This is a genomic window from Peristeroidobacter soli (assembly GCF_004138485.1).
GTDB lineage: Bacteria > Pseudomonadota > Gammaproteobacteria > Steroidobacterales > Steroidobacteraceae > Steroidobacter > Steroidobacter soli.
The window spans coordinates 453,764-474,627 of the sequence record NZ_RYEV01000005.1; the positions used below are offsets into that span (position 1 = coordinate 453,764).

A 20,864-nucleotide genomic window follows, 5' to 3' on the forward strand; every position below is an offset into this window, starting at 1 on the left:
CACCGCGGGGCCGGGTGGGCGCGTTCTTCCAGAATAATTTGGGGCTGGTCATCGTCAGTGCAGTGATGCTGGTCGCTGCCCTGGTATTGACCGCCGTTGCATTGTTAATGCGCAGTGCCGGCCTGTCGCTGCGGCCCGTGGTCTTCGTCGGCGTGTTTTTCGCCATTATTTGCGTGCCCCAGCTGCTCGGGCACGGCGTGATGGCTGTTTGGCCCAAGGCAAAACCCGCGGTCGATGCGGCTGCGATTGCCGGTGTGGGAACGTTTGCCAGACCGGAATCGATCTTTGGCGCCGATGTCGACCGGGCTCGTCTGCAGGACGCTCGGGCCGTGTTCGTCGAAGCGCTGGGCGGGGCGGAAGTCGCGCAGCTGCTGATACATTTCAGTGGCGAAACGGCGGTTGCGGCACGATTCGCCGATGAAGAGGCGGCCCGCGCGGGGGCCGCTGCGTTGTGGACGATGTTCTCGCCGAGAAACACGTCCGGCGATGGCACGACCACTTTTGGCACGCGCACGCCCATCGGCGACAAGATTGCGCTTCAACGACTCGGTCGCGCGGTTTTCATGTGGACCGGTCCCGACCGGGCAGCGATCGAAGCCCGCATGCGTCAGACCCGAGTGCTGACGACGCCGACTGACATTCGTCCGCCATGGGTGGCCGCATTCGACAGCGGGCGCGTAGCCGGTGGCGCCATCGTGATTCTGGTCATCCTCGCCTCATTGTGGTTCTTGAAAGGCGCCGCTTGGGCAGCGCGCGTGCAGCCCGCCGGTATCGTGCAAACGCCGCTCAGCGCAGCCGGACTCGATCAGCGGATCGCGGCCCTTGCATCGCCAACGGTGCCGGTCACTCGCCTGAGCGACGGGCGATGGGAAGTGCGAGTCGACTACGACACCCCTGGCGAAGTCGGCATGCATCGCTACGTCCTCGAGCTCGATGAGTCGAGTCATCGGGTCAAAGTGCTCGAATACCTGGGCCGTCGCGAGTCGCCTTCGGGTGAATACAACTGGAAATTGCAACGGGGCATCACGTTCTTCCGCCGGGGCCCGGGCGTGGATTTACAACAAACGACAGGGCCGTTGATTCGCACCGTCACCGACGCCGGCTGGACCTGGCAACCGCTGCTGTTCGACGCGCCGGGGCCGCTCGCCTGGTGCGCTTCCTGAGGATCTATGCATCTTTATTGGATCGTGGCGCTCGTGATCGGTGGCATTTCCGTGGCCAGCGCGGGCATGTTCTTTGGAACGGGCTCGACCAAGCGCCAGCCGCTGGCCGAGCTGGGCTTCGTGGACGTGCCGAGCCGGCTCGATCCCTATGCCACCCGGGAAGGCGAGGGCTTCGCCTTGTTTTCGTTCGATCAGACTTCGGGCTCCATCTTCTTGATGGGCAGCAACCGGCCGGTCTCCGAAGTGCTCGCGATTGCGGCGTGGCATCGAGACAGTCGGTCGGACGCTTTAAAAGCGTTGACGAGTCGCGCTGCCGATCGCACCGACAACATCAAGTGGACCACGCAAGGGGAGTATCGCATCGGCCAAGGTGTGCACGAAGTCAACGCGAGCGAGCACGACGCTCGCATCGTCGTGCGCGAATATCCGGATCGTCAGCTCACGATCGGTCACATGACCTGGGTCAAGCGCTCCTCCGCGCAAGATCAAATGAAGCTGATCGAGACGACCGCTGCCAGTTTCGAGCAGCGCGTGCCCGTGGCCGACTATCTGCAACTCGCATCGGATCGGCCCCGCATTCTTACCGAGCGCTATCGAGCGGCGCTGCGAAAACTGCTGGCGATGCGCACGGTTCCATACAAAGTGGATGGCCCCATCGTCGAGCGCGACGGCACGTTCTATGACTGCTACGTTCATTCGCATTGGGGAGAGATGATTACCGCGGTTCATCCGCTCGGCACGTTGCCGGCCGCGCGCAGCTTTCGGACGCTCAATCCGACGACCCCGCCCAATGTGCCCAATTGGCCGCAGATCGTGAGGTTCCAATGGGACGGCGAGGAGTGGGAAGTGGACGGTACGCCGGCGTTGTCGGATCGCATGATCGCGCTGTTGAATGAGCGTCATCAGGACCGGACCCGGGCGTATTTCTATGCGGTCGCCTCCGATGCGCCGCAGCCGTTCGAGCCCGGGGAGTTTCGTATCGATTTCCTGTGGCGCGCGATCCCGGGGCTCAACGATCATTTCAAGCGCGGCGATCTGGTGCAGCCGCTGCCCTGAGGTACTGGACAATCGCCCTGGGCGGTTGTACATGTGTGCCATCTTTTATTTGATAGGCCCGCAACCATGAAATTGCCCGCCTTGCTGACCCTGGCGCTGCTGACGGCCGGTCTGGCCGCTCCCGGCTTTGCCGAGGAAAACACGCTCAAAGAGGGCGCCAGGGAAGTCGGTCACGCCGTCGGCACCGCCGCCCGGGAAGTGGGCGACGGCGCCAAACAGGTCGGCAAGGCCGTTGGCAATGCCGCCAAGGACGTGGGCGAGGCTGTCAAGGAAGGCGCGAAGGAAGCCAAACGCGCCATGAAAAAAGAAAAAAGCGAATAACGGTCAGCCGCCGGTCATGGTTCGCATCCGGCCCATGAATTCGGGTTCGGAAAGCGATTCGCGCAATTGAGCCAGCATCACGCTGTCCGCGCCCGCCGGGTAACGCAGCTTGTCGTCGCTGCTGGTCGCGGCGGCGTAAGTGGCTTCGGCGACGTCCGCTTCGGCCGTGTAGGCAGTCGGATAGTTCTGCATCGATGCCAGATAACGACTCGCGAAGGCGCCATAGGCGGTGGGCAGCAGATCTTCCCTGCGACCGCCGGACTTGGCGGAGAAGCTGGTCGTGGGCGCAAAGCCGGGTTGAACGATCTTGACCCGAACGCCGAACGCTCCCAGCTCATGCGCGAGCGCTTCGGAGTAACCCTCGATCGCGTACTTGCTCGCGGTGTAGACCGCGACCAGCGGCATCGGTGCGATGCCGACGCTGGAAGTCACATTCACGATCGTGCCCGATCCACGCTCACGCATGTGAGGGATCACCGCGCGAGCAACCGCCATCACGCCGAAGGTGTTTGTTTCGAACACCTGCCGGGTGAGCTCGGCCGGTGTCGCTTCAGCGGCACCAAACAATCCGACGCCCGCATTGTTGACCAGTACGTCGATCTGTCCGAAGCGGGCGATGCCTTTCGTGACGGCCTCGGCAACGGTGTGAGGCGCGGTGACGTCGAGCGCGGTCACCAGCAGTCGAGGGCTGCTCTCGAACAGCGTTGGATCGGGCGAGCGCATGGTGGCGATGACATTCCAGCCGCGGGCCAGAAACAATCTGGCGCTCGCGAGGCCGAAGCCCGATGAGGTGCCGGTGATCAGGACGGTGTGAGTCATGGGTTGTCTCCGTGGTTGATGGGGAGACAGTAGCCCTGGCTCGCTGGACGAGCTATAAGAGGCCGTCCAAGTTTCGTTTGCGAGAGTCCAAGATGGATGCGCTGGCCGCCGTCGTCACGCTGCTCAAGCCACAAACCATTCTGTCCAAGGTCGTGCGCGGCGCCGGTCGCTGGGGCATTCGCTATCCCGCGTTCGGGCAACCGAGCTTTGCCTTGGTCATCGCCGGCCCGTGCTGGCTCACCACCGAGGGCGCGCGGCCGACCAGGCTGGAAACCGGCGATTTCATCCTGTTTCCGGCGACGCCTGGATTCGCGATGGCCAGCGATCTGCAAGTGAAGCCCAAGCTGCTGAAGTTACCCAGCGAACATGTCGATGAGATCTTTCATGGCGATATGAATCTCGCGCCGTCGGTAACGTTGCTGGGCGGCTACTTCGCGTTCGATCCGATCAACGCGTCGATGCTGGTCGATCTGTTGCCGCCGATGTTGCATATCCAGGCCAGCGACCCTGCCAGCGGTAACGTCGCCCCCATCGTCGAGCTCATCAAACGCGAAGCGAGCGACAAGCGTCCGGGGCAGGCGCTGGTGCTGACCCGTCTGATCGAGATCATGCTGGTCGAAGCGCTGCGTTCGGCACCCTCCGAACCGAAGTCGGGCGGGTTGCTGGCGGGCCTGCGCGATTCGCAACTCGCTATCGCGTTACGTGGCATTCACATGAAAGCGTCGCATCCGTGGACGCTCGATTCCCTCGCGCGCCAGGCCGGCATGTCGCGATCTTCCTTTGCCGATCGATTCGCCCGCATCATCGGCACCACGCCGCTCAATTATCTATTGCAATGGCGGATCGCAGTCGCCAAGAACATGCTGGCGCATGAACAGATGTCGGTGGCCGAAACCGCGCTGGCGGTGGGCTATCAGTCGGCCAGCGCCTTCAGCACGGCGTTCAGTCGCGAGACGGGCTCCTCGCCGAAGGAGTTCCTGGAGGCGCTACGCCAGGCGTTGCCCTGATTTGAAACATAACGCGCCTTGAATCACACCGGTTTGGCGTTGCTTTGTATAGAATCGCGCCGTCCTTCAGCGGGTCGGACTCAATGAACGCCAGCACTAACGGAATTAGTTTTCGACAGTTTCTTTTGCAGTCGGTGTGTTTGCTGGCGGGGGCGACCTCGGTCCACGCCGACACGGTGACGCCGCCACCCATCGACGCATTCGCCCGCATTCCCGCCATCCGCAACGTCGCCATCTCGCCGGACGGCAAGCAGCTGATGCTGATCGCCGGCGTCGATGACTCGGAAGCCGTGGCCACCGTGCCCGCCGATTTCAGCGCCGGACCGAAATTCATCTTCGCCTCGCGACCGGGGGACTACGATCTGAGCTGGTGCGGTTGGGCGAACAACAAGCGCGTCCTTTGCGGTGTGACGGCGACGGTGCGTGAGGGGGCGATCTTCTACGGCATCTCGCGCATGGTGGGTGTCGACGCCGACGGTGCCAATCAAAAGGTCCTGCTGCAGGAGTCCGACGCCGGGCGCACGCAGTTCCAGGACGACATCCTGGACTGGACGCCGAATGAGCCCGACACGGTCCTGATGGCGCTCGACATGGATCGCACCGGTTACCCGGCGATCTACGAGGTCAACGTCAACAGTGGCCGTCGCGTGATACGCAGTCGCGACTACTATCCGATCCGTGGCTACGCCACCGACGGCGCCGGCAACGTCCGCTTCGGCTACGGTTACCGGCGAGACAGCGCGGTGCTGGAATATTTCGCGCGCATGGACAACGAGAAGAAATGGCTGCCGCTCGCGAAAGTGAAAGTGTTCGGCGGCGGCGATGAGCTCGTACCCATCGCCATCATGCCCGGTACCAATCGCGCGTTTGCCCAGGGCACCTACGAAGGCCGCGAGGCGCTCTGGGAAATGGACCTCACCGATCAGATGGAGCCCAAGCTGGTGTTCTCGCATCCGCATGTCGACGCATCGGATCCGATTCTCACGCCGGATCGCAAGCTGATCGGCATCTACTACGAGACCGACCGGCCGTTCGTGCACTACACCGACGAGGCGACCCGGGCGCAGGTCGAGGTGATCAATCGCGCGTTGCCGACCACTTTCAATGTGCTCAGCGACTATTCGGATGACCGGAAGGTTTATATCGTTCGCTCCTATAGCGACGTGCAAGGCCCGACTTACTATCTGCTGCGCGCCGGCGAAAAGAAGATCTACAGGATCGATACGGCCTATCCGGAGCTCGATCCCAAGACCATCGGTCAGATGCAGTCGATCTCGTACAAGGCCAGCGACGGAGTGGAGATTCCTGGTTATCTCACGGTGCCGCCGGGGGTGCGAGCGGAGAAGTTGCCGCTGATCGTCATGCCTCACGGCGGCCCGATCGCTCGCGACTCGTGGGATTTCGACTTCCTGCGCGCGTTCCTGGTGAGCCGCGGCTACGCGGTGTTGCAGATGAATTTCCGTGGCTCCTCGGGCTACGGCGGCGACTGGTTCCACGCCGCGCATCAGGATTGGGGCGGCCTGACTTACGCCGACATCACCGACGGCACCAAGTGGGCGATCGAGAAGGGCATCGCCGATCCGAAACGCATCTGCGTCGTCGGCTGGAGTTTCGGCGGTTACGCGGCGCTGTTGTCCGCGGTTCGGAACGGCGAGTTGTATCGCTGTTCGGCAAGCATCGCGGGCGTCAGCGACCTCAAGGATCTATTGAGCGAATCCCGCTATTTCAGCAACCGCGCCATCGTGCGCGAGCAGCTCGGCACCAACAAAGAGAAGCTGAAGGAAGACTCGCCGCTGCGTCACGTGTCGAAGATCTCCATCCCTATCTTCCTGCTCCACGGCGAGCGTGACATCCAGGTGGACGTAGACCATTCGCGGCAGATGGCCTCGGCGCTGAAGAGTGCCGGCAAGTCTCACAAGGCCATTTTCCTCAAGGATGCCGGCCATCAGCTGAATCGAAAGTCCGATCGCGTGACGCTACTGACGGAGTTGGAGAAGTTCCTGGCGCAGAATCTGGCTCCGGAAAGTTGAAGACGTACCAAGCATGAGGCCGCCGGGTTATTTTCTGATCATTGCGTTGGGGCTTTCCCTGGCGGACTGCAAGGACGACCGGTCTCATCGAATCGGCGGTCAGGTGAGCGGTCTGTCAGCGACCCTCAAGAGCACGCAGCTGAGCGTGCGGTGCGCGCGTGCATTGACTAACTGACGATCTCGACGGCGGGATACCGCTCCACGTACTCCTCATCTCCGCAGCCGTAGTAGGTGACGGTCCGCTCGTTGAGATCCACTTCCCAGCCGATCACGCCGGCCCGCCAGGCCGAAGCGAGAAACTCCGGAAAGTCGGCGTCGCCCGACTGATCGCGACGAATCGCTGCGATCAGCGCGTCCTGATCGAAGCGCGGCACGTCGGCGGCGCCGCTGATCAGCGATGTGCCTTGAATCACCACGGGACCCTCGAGCGTGTCGTAACGACTCTCGCAAGAGGGCAGCGACCAGGTGCTTTTTGAAACCCCTGCGGATCGAAGCGTCTCGGCGAGATAGGGGAAGCCGCCGACCTTCGGACGGATCGCCATGGCGCGCTGCTGAGCGGCCTGCAGATTCGCGACTGCCTTGCTGATGTCGGTCATGGTCATTCCACCGGGGTCTGAGTGATGTGATGCGCGTCGGCCAGCTTTCGCAGCAGGCCGCGCAACGTGGCTTGCTCGCTCTTCGTCAACGCGTTGAAGAAACGTTCATCGTTGCCGTCCGCGATCGCGGTCAGCTGCGGGAGGAGGCGACGACCCGCGGCCGTCAGCGACAGAAATTGCACGCGGCTGTCCTGATCGCTGGTGGTACGCGCGATCCAGTTCTTGGCGTCGAGTTTGTCGAGCACTTTGGAAACGGCGCCGCGCGTCATGCCCATTGAATCCGCGAGTCGTGCGGGTGTCGGGTCCGGCGTGTTGCCGATCTGATTCAGCGCCACCCACTCAGCGACCGAGATCTGCCGTTCCTGCAGCGCGCGGGCGAATGAACCGGACACCTGGTTGGACACCATGCGCAGCCAGTAACCGATGTGCGATTCGAGCGGGTTGGCCACGCGTGAATTCCAAAAGGTGTCGTTGGAAACCATTATGGTTTCTAGGGAAACCTTCGTCAAGAACCGGGCTGGCCGACACCGCCAGGCTTGAGTTAAGGTTCGGTTCCGATGACTCAAGATCTGTTCGCAACCGGCGGCCTGGATCGGCTCGACATTGCCGACGCCGAAGTCTATTACGCGCCGCGCGTGGCGCTGGGCGCGGAACCCGATCTCATCCTGAAACAGCTCATCGAGCAAATCCCCTGGCGCAGTGAGGTCATCAATCTGTGGGGCAAGGAGTATCAGCAACCACGCCTGACTGCGTGGTTCGGAGATGCGGACGCCCGTTATACATACTCGGGGCTGTCGCTCCAGCCACTGCCGTGGACCGATTTATTGTCGACGCTGCGAAGTCGAGTCGAGGCGTTGTCGGAAGCTGCCTTCAATAGCGTGCTGCTGAACTACTACCGGGACCACCGCGACAGCATGGGCATGCACAGTGACGATGAGCCGGAGCTGGGAAGAAATCCGGTGATTGGGTCGCTGAGCTTCGGTGAGCAACGGACGTTCGTGCTGAAACATAAATTCAAGAAACAGCTGCAGCCGGTTCACCTGGAGCTGGAGTCGGGCAGCTTGCTGCTGATGAAAGGCGCGACTCAGCATCACTGGAAGCACGGGATCAACAAGCTTGCTCGGCCGTGCGGGCCTCGGGTGAATCTGACGTTTCGGCGGATCCTGGCGTAACCGTCGGCCCGGAGCGCGTTCGCACGAAGGTCACGCGCACGCGTTCGGAACGCAGCATATAAGCGGTCCAGATGAGGGTTCCGATCAGTTCCAGAGCCACGAACAGGCCGATCACTTTTGGCGCGGCTGCGCTCATCCCGACGGCGGACAGCGATAGCCGGTTCAGGACGCTCCATAGCAGCTCGATCCAGATCAGGCCGAGGTAGCCGGGCGCAAAGCCGCGTCGTTTCGTGAACAGCAGATAGAGCAGGAAGATTGTGATCAGCTGGAGCGCGACTCCCAGCATCAGAACGAAGAACACGCCGATCTTGCCCCAATGCGCGACCACCGCATCCTGGCCGCTGCCAAGTGCTGCCCACAGGGTGGCGTCGAAATAGCTGCGCCAAGAATAGAGCACGCGCGCCAGCGAGATCACTGACGCGAACAGTCCGAGGGTGGGAAGCACCAGCCATCCGCCGACGCCTTCCAGAACAGGGGCGTGTGGGCTGGTCGCCGGCTTCGGATAGCGAGGATCCTGGTAGCGCCACAGCCAGCGCATGATCAGTCCGCCGCCCACGATTCCACCGATGAGCGCGAACGTCATCGCAAAGCTGAGCTCGAAAGGCTCGGGTGCTGCCGCGGCCGCGGTCGAATAGCTGAGGGAATAAGAGGCGTCGTGACGTACGGCCTCCAGTTTGCGGCCGTGCTCGGCGACTTCGGCGGCGGGAATGTCGTTCAGCTGTGTCTTGAACTCGTACTCCGCGGTGACGGTGTTGTGCTGATAGCGGACCGCCGAGCGATACGTGAACGCCTTGGTCGCGATGCTGTTGTGGCTGTCTTCGATCGGCCAGGGCTCGGGCAGCAGGACCACCGCCTTGTAGCGGACGTTAGTCGGGTGGTCGAGCTGCAGCGGCGACGTGCGCACCACGGTCTTGGGCGCGCGTGCTGCCAGCCAAATGGCGTTCGGATTGATCTCGAAGTAATGGTCCTCGCCGTCCTCGTCGTCTGCGACGAACGCCGGATCCAGCAGGTATTTCTCGATCACCACGACCTGGTTGGCTTCGCGATCGTCGACGACCACGAACGGCTCGGCGACGTCGACGTTGGGATAGTCGTCCTTGTAGAAGTTCAAGTACTGACGGGTGACTTCATCCTTGCTGGTCCTGGCGAGCCAGCCACGCATGCGATCCGCTTCAGCGCCCAGATAGGTCGTCTCGACTCGCATCGATGCCTTGGCGAACACGCCGGCCTTGAGATCGAAGCGCTCGACGATGCTCTCGTTCGGCGTGTTCAAGATCGGCTCGGGAATGGTTTCGAACGTGCCCGAGTCGTCGACGACCAGGGCCGCGCCGAAATGCGCCTGCTGCAGGTTGTACAGCCCGCCGCCCTGCAAGGTGCGCGTCGAATCGAGCCAGTACACTTTGCCCTCGTGCTGGACGCGCACGATCATGTGATCGAACGCGGCGGCGGAGGGCAGCAGCAGGTCCGGGGTTGCTTGTCTGCGATAGGTGTTGACCAGCGCGGGCCGCGCCTCGATCCCCAAGGCCTGCAGCAGCGTCACCAGCAGATATGACTTTTCCTTGCAGTCGCCGAAGCGGCGCTTCAGCACGACGTCCGGCGGCTGCGGCTTGTAACCGCCGGCGCCGATCTCGATACCGGTGTAACGGATCTCGTCCTGTACGAAGCGGAGCGCGGCGACGATCAGCTGCTCCTTCTTCTCGCCGGATGTCTGTAGCTGCGCGATGAGCGATTTCAACTCGGCAGACAGTCGCGCTTTCGGATAGAGGCGCGTGGCCCAACGGGCGATCTCCTGCCAGCTGCGAGCTTCGCTCAAATAAATGTACGGATAGTGGACGTACCAGCCGGGCCGGTCGTCTTCCCGGGGCAAGGCGGCGAGGTCGTGCCATTCCCACACGAGTTCGCGCCACGTTTCAGCGACGCGGCTGGTTGGCTGATCCGCCGGGTTGGAGGTCTTGATCGCCAGCGCTCTGGCGTCGGGGTAGATGACGCGCAAATGTGAGTAGCGTACCGGCGTCAACCATTGCGTGGTGAAGGTCTCCGAGAAGGGCGTGTCCAGACCGTCCGCTCCGGTCACCAGCGTGTAGCTGTAGTCGACGATGTCTCCAACGCGGACGTCCTCGAGCACGATGCTGGCGGTCAGCTCGCCGTCGATGATTCCCCGCTCCAGGTCCCGCTCACGACGCAGCGTCGAAATGCGAGCCCGCGACAGCTGATCGATGCTCTGGCCGCCGCGCCGGAGCGCGAGGCTGTGCAGGACGATCCGTTGGGTCGCCGGGCTATAGTCGATCTGCACATGAGATTCGTCGTCCACGGCAGCCTGATTGCCGAGGTGCATGACGAAGTGCGAATAAAGCGAGGAAGTTTGGTCTTCGACGCGCAGCTGACGGTCGATCAACAGATAGTCGAGCTGGGTGTTCTTGAGGTCGACCGCCGCGGCATCGATTTTCCTCACCCAGCCTGGAGGCGCCGCCACGGGTGGCTTTTCGGCCAGCACCGTCTCATCGTCCGCCCAGGCCCGTCCACCAGCCAGAACAGCCCACACCATGCCTGCACACAGCAGGAGCAGGCGAACGATTCGTCCAGCCGACCGCGAGGAAACTCCGTCTCTCATGAGAAAATGGCACCTGTCGCCATCCCTGGGTGGCGCGAGATCTTGTGAGGGCAAGCTGGCACGGGACACGCGCTTTGGCAAGACTGCCTGCCATGAACTCCATGACGATTCACGTCCTGCGACCGGGCTTCACTGCCGTCTATATCAATGCGCTTGCTGCCCACATCATTCCGCGACGGGCGTTTGCCAGCAACGAGCAGGTGTGGCAATTCGTCGCGACGGTCAAAGAGCGAATGCGCGCGGCGGGCGGGTGAAGCTCACTTTTCTGCAGATTGCCGAAGGGATGGCGCGGCCCGCGATCATGAATTCAGATGAGCATGCCGTGAGCGGGTCGGGGCGAGTGCAATAGCCCCGACACGCTCGTCTGAAGTTACGCCGCGTAGTCCGTGTAGCCTTTCTCACCCGGGGTGTAAAAGGTGTTCGGGTCCGGGGCTTGCAGGGAGGCGCTGGCCTTCAGCTTCTCGACCAGGTTCGGATTGGAAATGAACGGGCGGCCGAAGGCCACCAGATCGCCACGCTGTTCCGCCAAGTCGGCATTGGCACGAGCGGCGTCGTAGCCGCCGGAAAGAATGTAGGTTCCTTTGAACGCCGCTCGGAGTTTCGCTTTCAACTCCGGGCTCACCGGCGGCGCGCCCATCGAGCTGTGATCGACGATGTGGATGTACAACAGCCCTAACGTGTTCAAGCGTTCGATGAGCGTCAAGTAGAGCTCATCGGTTTGTGCGTCCGGTGTGCTGCCGTTGAACACGCCGTACGGCGACAAGCGAATGCCCACGCGGTCCGCGCCGATCGCCTCCACGCTGGCCTTCGCTACTGCTTCAACGAAGCGGATGCGGTTCTCGACGCTGCCGCCCCAGCGATCGGTTCGCTGGTTGGACGCAACGTTCAAGAACTGTTCGAGCAAGTAGCCATTCGCGCCGTGTAACTCGACGCCATCGAAGCCGGCTTGAATCGCCAGCTTGCTGGCGGTTGCGAACTCCGTGATGGTGTCGGCGATGTCCTTTTCACTCATCACCTCCGGCACGGGGAAGGGTTGCTGACCGCTCTGATCAGTCCACATCTCGCCGGGCGTCACGATGGCTGCCGGTCCGATGACCCTCGCAGCTTCAGGCAAGTTGAGCGCGTGCGAGACGCGACCTGTGTGCATCAACTGGACGAAGATTTTGCCGCCGGCGCCGTGAACCGCGTCTGTGACCGTTTTCCAACCGGCGACCTGCGCCTCGTTGAACAGGCCGGGAATGCGTGCGTAACCGAGGCCGTTCGGCGAGGGCGACGTCCCTTCAGTGATGATCAGGCCGGCGCCGGAGCGCTGCCGATAGTAAGTCGCCATCAATTCATTCGGCACGTTGCCAATGGCACGGTCGCGCGTCATGGGCGACATGACTACACGATTCTGCAAATGAATCTGGCCGAGCTGCGCCGGTGTGAAGAGGGGATGGGTCATGGGCATTCCGTTGTCGTTGTCGCCACGATATGGGGTTCGCAAAGACGATAGCAGCTGGTCGGATTGGGAAAGCCGGGGGCGCGGGAATAACTTTCATGCCTGGAGCGATGGGAATCCTCCACGTGCGCGTTGTAGGGCAGGTGGGGTGCTTCGCGTCTTGCGGCCCGCGTTGAGTGGTCGCCGTTCTCGTCTTCTAGGATGCAAACCACGCTCGCGTTGCATGCGAGTCGCCGCCATTCCAACCGCTGCTGCGGTCGAACTCGGCGATGACAGAGAAGGAGGCGATAGTTGGCCGCGTTGATGTGGCCGGCGAGCTCGGTGCGAAGATCTGTGTCGTAGATGTGGCAGTCACATTGAGATTCGTGCATCTTGATCGTCGGTCGCAATTACCGGGAGCGTGGGCATGGCACTGTCGAAACAAGCACAAGCGGGTGGGTTCATCGCCTGGCTCACCATTTGTTTTATCGCAGCTGCGATCGGTGCGGTGGCCTCCGTGCAGGCAGGTACTTTCTACCTATCGCTCTCGCGGCCTACGTGGGCGCCGCCGGCGTCTGTGTTCGGTCCCGTGTGGACGGTGCTCTACGCGCTGATGGCGGTTGCGTCTTGGCTTGTTTGGCGCGAGAGAGGATACGGTTATGCGCGCGCGGCGCTGAACCTGTTCCTGGCGCAACTCGCGCTTAATGCGCTGTGGAGCTGGCTCTTCTTTGCGTGGCATCTCGGCGGAGCTGCGTTCGTTGACATCCTCCTGTTGTGGGCGCTGCTCGTCGCGACACTGGTTTCGTTCTGGCGCATTCGACCACTCGCCGGAGCGCTGCTCATTCCTTATTTGCTGTGGGTGAGCTTTGCGGCTGGGCTCAACTACACCGTGTGGAAGATGAATCCGAGTGTCTTGGGTGGATGAATTTAACAGTGCGCACTCCAGCTGGAGGATCGTGTGGCGTTCGATGAAGGGTTGGCGGAAAGAATTCGCGACGTGTTAGTCAGGACGCCGCGCATCAGCGAGCGACGTATGTTCGGCGGCATCGCGTTTCTCGCTGATGGGCATATGTTTGTTGGCGTCATCGGCGATCTGCTGATGGCGCGCGTCGGCCCTGAGAACTACGCCGCGGCACTGGCGCGGAAGCACGTGCGTGAGATGGACTTCACGGGGAAGCCGATGAAGGGATATGTATATGTTGATGCGGCGGGGATCGCGGATGATGACGAGCTTGAGGAGTGGGTGATGCGGTGTCGGGCGTTTGTGAAGACGTTGCCGGCGAAGCATGAGGGTGAGGTGGTGCCGAAGGCTTCGCGGAACAAGAAGGCCAAGAGCCCAAGCAAATCGCGATGACTGCGGATATGGCTAAGGCGGGCTGGTTGGTTCCCCGGTCTGTGATCCATGGATGGTTGCCGCGGGACTCTGCGTGCGTGTTGCCGCGCAACTGATGCGGCTTTCCCGATACAGGTTCCCTGTGAGTTGATCGTTTTCTTCTGGACAGACAGACGTCGCGGAGTAATATGACGACCGGGCCTAGCCCACGAGGTCTTCGTATGAGGGCCGCCTCAAAGGCTCAGACATTGTCTGGGCCTTTGTTGTTTCTAACGTCCGCGTCGATGACGGTGGACGAGTTCAAAGCAGCTGTCTTTCGGCCCACCTACGACCTCACCGATGACGCCAAGTGGTCTCTCGAAGAGGGCATCACCCGCGCTGGTGGGGAATTTAACATTCGGCACTCCAGCTGGAGTGCGGACGGCGATGCGATCAATGCGCTCGCGTCATGCAGCACTGCTTATACTTCTTGCCACTACCGCACGGACACGGTTCATTGCGACCGGTCTTCGGCTGGCTACGCACGAACGTCGAGATGATCGGTTGCGCGCGCATCGGCGCGAAGTAGCGATACATCTGCACGATGCCGGCTGTCATCATTTGCAACAGCTCTGTTCGCTTCTCGGGTGACGGCGACTCGAAACGCGATTTCGGATCCGGATCGTTCTCATGCGCCAGCGCCATCATCGGGACGATCGAACCGGCGCGCTCTTCGTCGTGCAGGAACGTCTGCCAGCTGGCAGCTCGCAGGCCTACGCCATGCATGAAGCCTTTCGCCCATTCGTTACCGAGCGCCTGGTCGTTGTCATCCAGTACGACGATCGGGACGTAGATGTCGCCGCGCTCGAGCGTTCTCGCAATCGAGTTCCAGTGGCGCGTGAACATGCCCATGATGGTTTGCGCTTGCTCCATCGAGTCGAACGCCGGGCCATGCTCCGCAGATTCGCCGCCGATGACGTGCGGCCAGTATTCGCTGGGCATCACGAGCTCCGGCCCGACCACGAGCGCGCAGAAGAATCCATCCATGCGCTCGATGTTCATCGCCGTTGGGCTGGGGAGGGAGTCGAGGAACTCGGTGAGTTGGTCGAGTTCGTCGTCGGAGAGAGGGGTGGTCAGGGAGGTCATGGGGGCGGAGTGTACGGCATTTGGGCTTTAACATTCCCGCGGTATACGCGCGCCGAATGCGTGCATTCTTCGGAGCGCTGAGTCGACAGGTGCGATCAGGCTTCTCTCGGCAGGGCAGCTGTGACGCCAGTGGCAATCTCGGTTGATGCGGGGCGTGAGCGAATGAAAGCGGGAGATTGGATTTGAGACGACACCCGATGCTGCTGGGCGCGACTACTTTCAAGCGTACATATCTCCCGAGTGTACCGCGGGCCATGTGTCGCGCCTCGGTGGGCCGGAATTGGCGTGATCGAGGCTATGTTCAAACATCCTGATCGGGAGCGACTGCTTAGAGCGGCGAACCAATATCGGTTGGCACTTGAGTCATGGAAGTTGGGGCGAGAGAGCCTTTCCTGGCTCATCTGTGGACGGCGACTGAAGTACTAACGGAAGCCAAGTGCGGCAGTTGATGGTGCAGCAGGCGATCAGTACAAAGGAAGAGCTAGCGAAGAGCCTTGGAGTGACTGATCAGCGACAATTCGAACCGACGATCCGAAGGAAATATCTTTTGAAAGGTGACGATGAATGCTATGCGAAGGCGCGCAAGGCGAGCGACCGCTTCGAACATGGATATCTGGGGTATGAAGTAATTCGCACACACGTAGAGGCAGGTCGCCATAGGCTCGCCGATTACGTGAGAGCATGCATCTTTCATCTGACAGATGTCCCAGCTGAAAGTATCGAACGATTGCTCCGCGCTCCTTACGATAAACCGGTCGGCCATTGGCCACTTGCGAAGTATCTTCGAGGGACACTACAAGGGAAGGTTGATCAGCTCGCGGCAGCTGGAAGCGCGTACCCCTTTGTGAAGTGGAATCCGGTAGTCACAGCTTGTGCTCTGGGTCCTGATGGTCAAATCAAGATGACAACAAGGGATAGGTTCACTGCGGAGTTGGGAGATGGAGCGACTTCCACTCAGCGGTCATACGGGGTCTGGGAGCCTCGATAAAGTGATGCTTGGGGATGCCCCGCAGCCAAATGCTTTTCGGTTCTTCCCGGAGATAGATGCCCCTTTATGCACCGCTTGCCATCCCCCACCCCCCACCGTAAACTCCGCCACCCCTGAAGGCGCGTCTCCCCCTGGTAACAGGTGTCAGCCGTCCCGACAGGGGTTGTAGGTAGCGCTTCCGGGCATATATAAGGTGTCCGGGTACGAAAGGGCCCGATTCGAAGGGCCTTTTTCGCTTCTGAGAATAGGGGAGTCGGGCGCCGCCAAGGCCGCCTGGCAGGAAGGGACGGAGAGTGAGAATGGGCCTTGGGGCCCATTTTTCGTTTCGGCGACGGTAAAAACCGGCCCGGCGGAGCTCTTCCGGCGCGGGTAATAAGCGCCGGAACGGGGCACCCGAGGGCCCCCACAGTCAACCGGAGGTGACCGATGCTGCGAGATCAGCTGGGCGAGCTGCTCGGCCCGGTCGTGGCCAATCTCGGTTACGAGCTGTGGGAAATCGAGTACGCGCCGCGTGCCGGCGGTGGGCTGTTGCGGCTGTATATCGATAGCCCGGACGGCATTTCCGTGGACGATTGCGAGAAGGTGAGTCGGGCCGTCAGCGCCGTGCTGGACGAGGCCGATCCCATTCCGAACGAGTACACCCTGGAAGTGTCCTCGCCGGGCCTGGATCGGGTGCTCCGGACTCAGGCCCATTTCGCGCGCTTCGCGGGCGAGCGGGTCAAGGTGGAGATGATTCAGCAGATCAACGGCCGCAAGCGGTTTCAGGGGCGCTTGCAAAAGGTAGGCGAGAGCGAGATTACGCTCGAGACGGATGGCGGCGAGGTGAGCTTGCCGATCGAAGACATCCACCGGGCGCGGTTGATCCCGGACGTATGACGTATGAGCGACGGGAGTCGCGGTAAGCGTATAGCGGAGTTCGCACGATGAACAAAGAGATTCTGATGGTGGTGGACGCAGTCTCCAACGAGAAGGGCGTCGACAAGGAAATCATCTTCGAGGCGCTCGAAGCCGCGCTCGCGTCCGCGACCCGCAAACGTCACGGCGAGGGCATCGACGTGCGCGTCTCCATCAATCGCAAGAGCGGCGACTACGACACGTGGCGCCGTTGGAAAGTGTTCGCGGACGATTCCACCGAGCTGGAATTCCCGGACAGTGAATTACGTCTGGAAGACGCCAAGGACATTTCCGAAGACGCCGAGGTCGGTGGCTACGTCGAAGTGCCGATGGAGTCGGTCGCATTCGGCCGTATCGCGGCCCAGACCGCCAAGCAGGTCATCGTGCAGAAGGTGCGCGAGGCCGAGCGGGCGCAGGTGGTCGATGAATTCAAGGCGCGCCAGGGCACGCTGGTGTCGGGCATCGTCAAGCGCGTCGATCGCAACGGCGTGTTCGTGGACCTCGGCGGTAACGCCGAAGGCTTCATCGCACGCGACCAAATGATTCCTCGCGAGCCGATCCGTTCGCAGGATCGCGTGAAGGCGTATCTCGCGGATGTGCGCACCGAGCAGCGCGGTCCGCAGTTGTTCCTGACGCGGACGGCCCCGGAATTCCTGATCGAGCTGTTCAAGCTCGAAGTGCCGGAAGTCGGCCAGGGTCTGATCCAGATCCTCGGCGCCGCGCGCGATGCAGGCGTTCGCGCCAAGATCGCGGTGAAGAGCAACGACAGCCGCATCGACCCGGTCGGTGCGTGCGTGGGTATGCGTGGTTCGCGTGTGCAGGCGGTTTCGAACGAGATCGCCGGCGAACGCGTCGACATCATTCCTTATGACGAGAATCCGGCGCAGTTCGTGATCAACGCCATGGCGCCGGCGGAAGTGGTGTCCATCGTCGTCGACGAGGACTCGCACTCCATGGACATCGCGGTGACGGAAGAGAAGCTGTCGCAGGCCATCGGCCGCGGCGGTCAGAACATCCGCCTGGCGAGCGAGCTCACCGGTTGGGAATTGAACGTGATGACGCAGCAGGCCGCCGAAGCCAAGAGCGAAGGCGAGTCGCAGAAGCTCATCGACCTGTTCAAGCAGCAGCTGGACGTGGATGAAGACGTGGCGCAGATCCTGGCGCAGGAAGGCTTCTCGACCATCGAAGAGATCGCCTATGTGCCGGCGTCTGAGCTGGCCAACATCGAAGAGTTCGACGAAGACATCATCAAGGAGCTGCGTAACCGCGCCCGTGACGTGCTGCTGACGCAGGCGATCGCGAGCGAGGAAGAGATCGACAGCTCCGAGCCTGCCGAGGATTTGTTGCAGGTGGACGGCATGGACGACGATCTGGCGCGGAAGCTCGCCAGCAGAGGCATCGTGACGCGTGAGGATCTCGCCGAGCAGGCGATCGATGACCTGACGGAGATCGAAGGCGTGGATAACGAGCGCGCGGGCGCGCTCATCATGGCGGCGCGTAAGCACTGGTTCGACAACGCGGGGCAACAGGCATGAGCGGCGTCGAACTGAGTAGCGGGTCGGGAGGGCGTATATGGCGGATGTGACTGTTAGCCAGTTTGCCGAGGTATTGAAAGTACCCGTCGAGCGGCTGCTGACGCAGCTCGATGAAGCCGGGATTCGAGTCTCCGGCGCGAATGACATGATCAGCGACGATGCCAAGATGGAGCTCTTGACGTTCTTGCGCCGTGCACACGGCAGCAAGCAGAGCACCGCTGCGCCCAGCAAAATCACGTTGAAGCGCAAGTCGCAGGGCGAAATCAAAGTCGCTTCCTCGCAGGGCCGTGCGCGCATGGTCAACGTCGAGGTTCGCAGCAAGAAGACGTATCTGAATCGCAGCGTGCTCGAAGAGCAGGCGCAGGCGCGCGGTCCGTCCTCGACTGCGGCCGATGAAGCGGCCGAGCGTCACGCCGCCGCCGCCGCTGAAGAAGCGGCTGCGCGTCTGGCTGCCCAAAACGCCGCGATTGCAGCTCAGAACGCCGCGGCGGCTGCCGCTCAGGCGGCACAAGCAGCTGCGCTCGCAGCTCAGAACGCCGCACAAACGGAAGCGGAAAAGGCCGCACAAGCGGCTGCGGAAGCGGCTGCCGAAGTGGCACGCCAGGAAGCCGCTCGTCTGCAGAAAGAGCAGGCCGATGCGGAAGCGCGTGAGTTCGCGGCGCGCGAGCAGAAGAAGCTCGAGGACGAGATTCGTCGGATGGCCGACGCGGAAACCCGTCAGTCCGCCGAAGACGAAACACGTCGCATCGCTGAAGCCGCGGCGCGTGCCGAGGCCGAACGCAAGCAACAGGAAGCTGCCGCTGCAGCTCCGCCGCGTGCTTCGGATCGGAGTGGTGGCGGTGGTGGCAAGCGCGGGGGCGGCGGTACCACCGATCGTCCGCAGCGTGCCGAGTTGCACGTGTCCAGCGACGCCAGTGCTCGTTTCAAGAAAAAGAAACAGCAGGCGGCGACCAGCGCCAGATCGCGCGGTCGTTCGACGCAGATCAATGTCGGCACTCAGCATGGCTTCGAGCGTCCTGCCGCACCGGTCAAGCGCGACGTGCAGATCGGCGAGACCATCACGGTCGGCGAGCTCGCTCAGCGCATGGCAGTGAAGGCCAACGAAGTCATCAAGGTGATGATGAACATGGGCGTGATGGCCACCATCAACCAGCCCATCGATCAGGACACCGCGGTGCTCGTGGTGGAAGAGCTCGGCCACACGGCTGTGCTTCACAAGGAAAGCGCGATCGAGGACGAGTTGCAGGCCACCGATGCCTCGCACGAGCTCGAAACGCGTCCGCCGGTGGTCACCATCATGGGTCACGTCGACCATGGTAAGACCTCACTGCTCGACTACATCCGTCGCACCAAAGTGGCGGCGGGCGAAGCGGGCGGCATCACGCAGCACGTCGGTGCGTATCACGTCGAGACGCCGAAGGGCATCATCACGTTCCTCGATACGCCGGGTCACGCCGCGTTCACCGCGATGCGTGCTCGTGGCGCTCAGATAACGGACGTGGTCGTGCTGGTCGTGGCGGCGGACGACAGCGTCATGCCGCAGACCATCGAAGCGATTCAGCACGCGAAGGCGGCTGAGGTGCCCATGGTCGTTGCGATCACCAAGGTCGACAAGCCCGCGGCCGATCCGGAGAAGGTGCGTACCGACCTGGCCCGATACGAGGTGCTGCCGGAGGCCTGGGGCGGCGACACCATGTTCGTCAACGTCTCGGCGCATACCGGCCAGGGCATCGACGAACTGCTCGATACCATTCTGTTGCAAGCCGAAGTGCTGGATCTCAAGGCGACGAAGTCGGGCCTCGCGGCCGGTGTCGTGGTCGAGTCCAGCATGGAGAAGGGCCGCGGTGCCGTGGCGACCGTGCTGGTGAAGCGCGGCGTGCTCAAACCGGGCGATTCGATCATCGCGGGTACCGAGTTTGGTCGCGTGCGAGCGATGTTCGATGAGACCGGCAAGCCGGTCACGGAAGCGGGTCCGTCGTTGCCGGTCGTGGTGCTCGGCTTGTCCGGTGCACCGAATGCCGGCGATGAGCTGCTCGTGGTCGAGAGCGAACGCAAGGCTCGCGAAGTGGCGTTGTATCGTCAGGGCAAGTTCCGCGATACCAAGCTGGCGAAGCAGGGCCCGGCCAAGCTCGAGGACATGCTCTCGCAGATGGGCGACGGCAAGGTCGCGACCGTGCATGTCGTCATCAAGGCGGACGTGCAGGGTTCGGCCGAGGCATTGCGCGATTCGCTGGTCAAGTTGTCCACCGACGAGGTGGCGGTCAAGGTCATCGGCAGCGGCGTCGGCGGCATCACCGAGTCCGACATCACCATGGCTCAGGCGGCGAACGCCCGCGTCATCGGCTTCAACGTACGCGCCGACAGCTCGGCCCGTTCGATGATCAAGGAAGCGGGCATCGACGTTCGTTACTACAGCATCATTTACGAAGCCATCGACGACATGCGTGCGTTGTTGACGGGCATGCTGGCGCCGGAAGTGAAGGAACAGATCGTGGGCCTCGCCGAGGTGCGCGACGTGTTCCGTTCCAGCAAGTTCGGCACGGTCGCCGGTTGTATCGTCGTGGACGGTTACGTGCGCCGGAACAATCCGATCCGCGTGCTGCGTAACAACGTGGTGATCTTCGAAGGTGGCCTCGAATCGCTGAAGCGTTTCAAGGATGACGTGAACGAAGTTCGTGCGGGCACCGAGTGCGGTATCGGCGTGAAGAACTACACCGACGTGCAGGTGGGCGACCAGATCGAGTGCTTCTCGCGTGTCGAAGTGGCGCGCACGCTCGATGCTTGATACTGAGGA

18 protein-coding genes are annotated in these 20,864 nt (G+C 62.1%); 12 read left to right on the forward strand and 6 right to left on the reverse strand.

The window, feature by feature from the left end:
* Positions 1–14: 14 nt before the first annotated feature.
* From EKO19_RS23560 to EKO19_RS23570, 3 genes are all read left to right on the forward strand, one after another.
* Entirely contained in the window at positions 15–1,163 is a 1,149-nt protein-coding gene (locus tag EKO19_RS23560) for a hypothetical protein (RefSeq protein ID WP_129779144.1), read from the forward strand.
* 6 nt (positions 1,164–1,169) lie between these two features.
* Complete coding sequence (locus EKO19_RS23565) at positions 1,170–2,219, forward strand: hypothetical protein (protein WP_129779146.1); 1,050 nt, start codon at positions 1,170–1,172, stop codon at positions 2,217–2,219.
* A gap of 66 nt (positions 2,220–2,285) precedes the next feature.
* Positions 2,286–2,540, forward strand: a complete 255-nt coding sequence (locus EKO19_RS23570; RefSeq protein ID WP_129779148.1) for a hypothetical protein — start codon at positions 2,286–2,288, stop codon at positions 2,538–2,540.
* A gap of 3 nt (positions 2,541–2,543) precedes the next feature.
* Here EKO19_RS23570 and EKO19_RS23575 read toward each other — a convergent pair whose 3' ends face one another.
* On the reverse strand, positions 2,544–3,359 hold the full coding sequence (locus tag EKO19_RS23575) for an SDR family oxidoreductase (RefSeq protein WP_129779150.1): 816 nt from the start codon (positions 3,357–3,359) through the stop codon (positions 2,544–2,546).
* 92 nt (positions 3,360–3,451) lie between these two features.
* Between EKO19_RS23575 and EKO19_RS23580 the strand changes: the two genes are divergently transcribed.
* On the forward strand, positions 3,452–4,366 hold the full coding sequence (locus EKO19_RS23580; RefSeq protein ID WP_129779152.1) for an AraC family transcriptional regulator: 915 nt from the start codon (positions 3,452–3,454) through the stop codon (positions 4,364–4,366).
* An 83-nt stretch (positions 4,367–4,449) separates the two neighbouring features.
* Positions 4,450–6,396 (forward strand): alpha/beta hydrolase family protein, encoded by a 1,947-nt coding sequence (locus EKO19_RS23585; RefSeq protein ID WP_129779154.1) that lies wholly within the window; start codon positions 4,450–4,452, stop codon positions 6,394–6,396.
* Positions 6,397–6,563: 167 nt separating this feature from the next.
* On the opposite strand, the gene EKO19_RS23590 is transcribed toward EKO19_RS23585, so the two are convergent.
* Both EKO19_RS23590 and EKO19_RS23595 read right to left on the reverse strand, forming a co-directional pair.
* Complete coding sequence (locus EKO19_RS23590) at positions 6,564–6,983, reverse strand: DUF1398 domain-containing protein (RefSeq protein WP_129780242.1); 420 nt, start codon at positions 6,981–6,983, stop codon at positions 6,564–6,566.
* A gap of 11 nt (positions 6,984–6,994) precedes the next feature.
* Positions 6,995–7,474: a MarR family winged helix-turn-helix transcriptional regulator gene (locus EKO19_RS23595; RefSeq protein WP_129779156.1), complete on the reverse strand. Its 480-nt coding sequence runs from the start codon at positions 7,472–7,474 to the stop codon at positions 6,995–6,997.
* Positions 7,475–7,549: 75 nt separating this feature from the next.
* Here EKO19_RS23595 and EKO19_RS23600 point away from each other — a divergent pair, with 75 nt between their 5' ends.
* A complete protein-coding gene (locus EKO19_RS23600; protein ID WP_129779158.1) occupies positions 7,550–8,164 on the forward strand; it encodes an alpha-ketoglutarate-dependent dioxygenase AlkB family protein in 615 nt (204 codons plus the stop codon).
* On the opposite strand, the gene EKO19_RS23605 is transcribed toward EKO19_RS23600, so the two are convergent.
* Positions 8,100–10,709: a DUF3857 domain-containing protein gene (locus EKO19_RS23605; RefSeq protein WP_175597164.1), complete on the reverse strand. Its 2,610-nt coding sequence runs from the start codon at positions 10,707–10,709 to the stop codon at positions 8,100–8,102. The two genes, EKO19_RS23600 and EKO19_RS23605, sit on opposite strands and share 65 nt — an antisense overlap.
* A gap of 167 nt (positions 10,710–10,876) precedes the next feature.
* Between EKO19_RS23605 and EKO19_RS38390 the strand changes: the two genes are divergently transcribed.
* On the forward strand, positions 10,877–11,029 hold the full coding sequence (locus EKO19_RS38390) for a hypothetical protein (protein ID WP_157995409.1): 153 nt from the start codon (positions 10,877–10,879) through the stop codon (positions 11,027–11,029).
* Positions 11,030–11,145: 116 nt separating this feature from the next.
* Here EKO19_RS38390 and EKO19_RS23610 read toward each other — a convergent pair whose 3' ends face one another.
* Entirely contained in the window at positions 11,146–12,219 is a 1,074-nt protein-coding gene (locus tag EKO19_RS23610; RefSeq protein WP_129779162.1) for an alkene reductase, read from the reverse strand.
* A 403-nt stretch (positions 12,220–12,622) separates the two neighbouring features.
* Here EKO19_RS23610 and EKO19_RS23615 point away from each other — a divergent pair, with 403 nt between their 5' ends.
* Entirely contained in the window at positions 12,623–13,120 is a 498-nt protein-coding gene (locus EKO19_RS23615) for a TspO/MBR family protein (RefSeq protein ID WP_129779164.1), read from the forward strand.
* Positions 13,121–13,153: 33 nt separating this feature from the next.
* Positions 13,154–13,549 (forward strand): TfoX/Sxy family protein, encoded by a 396-nt coding sequence (locus tag EKO19_RS23620; RefSeq protein ID WP_129779166.1) that lies wholly within the window; start codon positions 13,154–13,156, stop codon positions 13,547–13,549.
* A 411-nt stretch (positions 13,550–13,960) separates the two neighbouring features.
* Here EKO19_RS23620 and EKO19_RS23625 read toward each other — a convergent pair whose 3' ends face one another.
* Entirely contained in the window at positions 13,961–14,653 is a 693-nt protein-coding gene (locus EKO19_RS23625; RefSeq protein WP_129779168.1) for a UPF0149 family protein, read from the reverse strand.
* A gap of 1,414 nt (positions 14,654–16,067) precedes the next feature.
* Between EKO19_RS23625 and rimP the strand changes: the two genes are divergently transcribed.
* From rimP to infB, 3 genes are read left to right on the forward strand one after another with little or no spacing between them, the layout of a single operon-like run.
* Complete coding sequence (gene rimP, locus EKO19_RS23630; protein ID WP_129779170.1) at positions 16,068–16,517, forward strand: ribosome maturation factor RimP; 450 nt, start codon at positions 16,068–16,070, stop codon at positions 16,515–16,517.
* A 47-nt stretch (positions 16,518–16,564) separates the two neighbouring features.
* Positions 16,565–18,070 (forward strand): transcription termination factor NusA, encoded by a 1,506-nt coding sequence (gene nusA / locus EKO19_RS23635; protein ID WP_129779172.1) that lies wholly within the window; start codon positions 16,565–16,567, stop codon positions 18,068–18,070.
* 37 nt (positions 18,071–18,107) lie between these two features.
* Entirely contained in the window at positions 18,108–20,855 is a 2,748-nt protein-coding gene (gene infB / locus EKO19_RS23640; RefSeq protein WP_129779174.1) for a translation initiation factor IF-2, read from the forward strand.
* The last annotated feature ends 9 nt before the right edge of the window (positions 20,856–20,864 follow it).

What these genes read in the sequence shown, in the direction of transcription:
- rimP (WP_129779170.1), top strand. Translation starts at nt 16,068, where the DNA reads ATGCTGCGAGATCAGCTGGGCGAGCTGCTCGGCCCGGTCGTGGCCAAT.
- infB (WP_129779174.1), top strand. Translation starts at nt 18,108, where the DNA reads ATGGCGGATGTGACTGTTAGCCAGTTTGCCGAGGTATTGAAAGTACCC.
- EKO19_RS23580 (WP_129779152.1), top strand. Translation starts at nt 3,452, where the DNA reads ATGGATGCGCTGGCCGCCGTCGTCACGCTGCTCAAGCCACAAACCATT.
- EKO19_RS23600 (WP_129779158.1), top strand. Translation starts at nt 7,550, where the DNA reads ATGACTCAAGATCTGTTCGCAACCGGCGGCCTGGATCGGCTCGACATT.
- EKO19_RS23585 (WP_129779154.1), top strand. Translation starts at nt 4,450, where the DNA reads ATGAACGCCAGCACTAACGGAATTAGTTTTCGACAGTTTCTTTTGCAG.
- EKO19_RS23610 (WP_129779162.1), bottom strand. Translation starts at nt 12,219, where the DNA reads ATGACCCATCCCCTCTTCACACCGGCGCAGCTCGGCCAGATTCATTTG.
- EKO19_RS23615 (WP_129779164.1), top strand. Translation starts at nt 12,623, where the DNA reads ATGGCACTGTCGAAACAAGCACAAGCGGGTGGGTTCATCGCCTGGCTC.
- EKO19_RS23625 (WP_129779168.1), bottom strand. Translation starts at nt 14,653, where the DNA reads ATGACCTCCCTGACCACCCCTCTCTCCGACGACGAACTCGACCAACTC.
- nusA (WP_129779172.1), top strand. Translation starts at nt 16,565, where the DNA reads ATGAACAAAGAGATTCTGATGGTGGTGGACGCAGTCTCCAACGAGAAG.
- EKO19_RS23595 (WP_129779156.1), bottom strand. Translation starts at nt 7,474, where the DNA reads ATGGTTTCCAACGACACCTTTTGGAATTCACGCGTGGCCAACCCGCTC.
- EKO19_RS38390 (WP_157995409.1), top strand. Translation starts at nt 10,877, where the DNA reads ATGACGATTCACGTCCTGCGACCGGGCTTCACTGCCGTCTATATCAAT.
- EKO19_RS23570 (WP_129779148.1), top strand. Translation starts at nt 2,286, where the DNA reads ATGAAATTGCCCGCCTTGCTGACCCTGGCGCTGCTGACGGCCGGTCTG.
- EKO19_RS23565 (WP_129779146.1), top strand. Translation starts at nt 1,170, where the DNA reads ATGCATCTTTATTGGATCGTGGCGCTCGTGATCGGTGGCATTTCCGTG.
- EKO19_RS23605 (WP_175597164.1), bottom strand. Translation starts at nt 10,709, where the DNA reads ATGGTGTGGGCTGTTCTGGCTGGTGGACGGGCCTGGGCGGACGATGAG.
- EKO19_RS23575 (WP_129779150.1), bottom strand. Translation starts at nt 3,359, where the DNA reads ATGACTCACACCGTCCTGATCACCGGCACCTCATCGGGCTTCGGCCTC.